This window comes from Chryseobacterium sp. DT-167 (genome assembly GCF_058310155.1).
In genome coordinates, this window is the sequence record NZ_JBZEEQ010000029.1 from 1 (window position 1) to 1,211 (window position 1,211).

At 34.0% G+C, this 1,211-nt stretch carries 1 protein-coding gene; it reads right to left on the reverse strand.

Annotated elements, in window-relative coordinates; all coding sequences use genetic code 11:
* Nucleotides 1-39: 39 nt before the first annotated feature.
* A complete protein-coding gene (locus AC4FQ5_RS19510; RefSeq protein WP_491146137.1) occupies nt 40-993 on the reverse strand; it encodes an IS110 family RNA-guided transposase in 954 nt (317 codons plus the stop codon).
* Between the last annotated feature and the right edge of the window lie 218 nt (nt 994-1,211).

Genomic DNA, 1,211 nt, shown 5'->3' on the forward strand with positions numbered 1-1,211 from the left:
AGATTCCTACGGAATGATCTGTGTTAATATGCAAATTATTTAGCAAAAATCTGCCTGATATTTTTCTTTGTTTTTTCCAATAGCAAATATCTGTTTTATCAGCTTATTTGCGATGGCTATTTTTATCACACGCTCAGGTTTACCTTTTGCTTTTAATCTTTCATACATTTCCCTACATTTGGTATTCCACCTTTTTGCACTCCAACTGCATAAGTAAAGCAGTTTTCTAACTTGCGCCTTTCCCATTTTACAAATATGACCTCTGCCTTTTACGCTTGTTCCACTTTGATAGATCCGGGGACTGAATCCCACAAAGGCAATTAATTGTTTATAATGATCGAATTTCTCAAAATTGTCTGTAATCAGACACATCATCATCGCTGTTTGCTTTCCTATCCCTGGAATACTCTGGAGATTTTCCATTGTTTCCGAATATTCTTCCAACGAGAGCCTGTCCATTTCTTTCTCAAGTTTCAATATTTTATTTTCTAAATATTTAATGGAATTATTAATCTCCATTTTTAAAAATTTATCCAGAAAACCACTCGAATGAAAAGCTTCCAACTGTCTTTGATTCTGATGAACCTGTTTTATGAGCATTTCTTTCCGACTATACAATTGGTGGAGTTTATTGGCCTTTTCACTCGCCGGATTCCACTTCCTCAATTCATATTTTTCTGCATATTCCGCAATGGTCTGGGCATCTTTCTTGTCCGTTTTTGCGCGATAAAGATTGGTCTGCGAAAATCGCCTGATCACCAAAGGATTTACAACACAAACCTGTATATTCATTTTATTTAAAAACTCTGCCAAAGGAAGATAGTAACTTCCTGAAGCTTCCATCACAACCCAATCTTCTGTATTTAACAGTTTTAATAATTTTTTAAAACCAGAGAGTTTGTTCTCGAAAACTTGATGCCTCCATCTTTTGTCTTCAGAAAAACTAACATCAAATGTTTGCTTACTAATGTCAATTCCTATAAATTTACACATACAATAGTTTTTTAACGAGAAGAAATACTACACAGCTTATCTATCCTGAATGCAGGCTTTATAACCTAATGATCTGTTCAAGCTTTTGTAGTAAAGGGTAAAGGAACTTACATTCCGTTCTGTCTGCGAGACTAATGACAATCTGTAGCTTTTTTCTTTACCCTAACTTCTCTTTATTATTAATTAAATTTATTGTTTTGCAAACATAGGATGACAAA

Bases quoted from the DNA above. Each gene is read 5' to 3' on its own strand.
- AC4FQ5_RS19510 (WP_491146137.1), bottom strand. From the start codon at position 993: ATGTGTAAATTTATAGGAATTGACATTAGTAAGCAAACATTTGATGTT.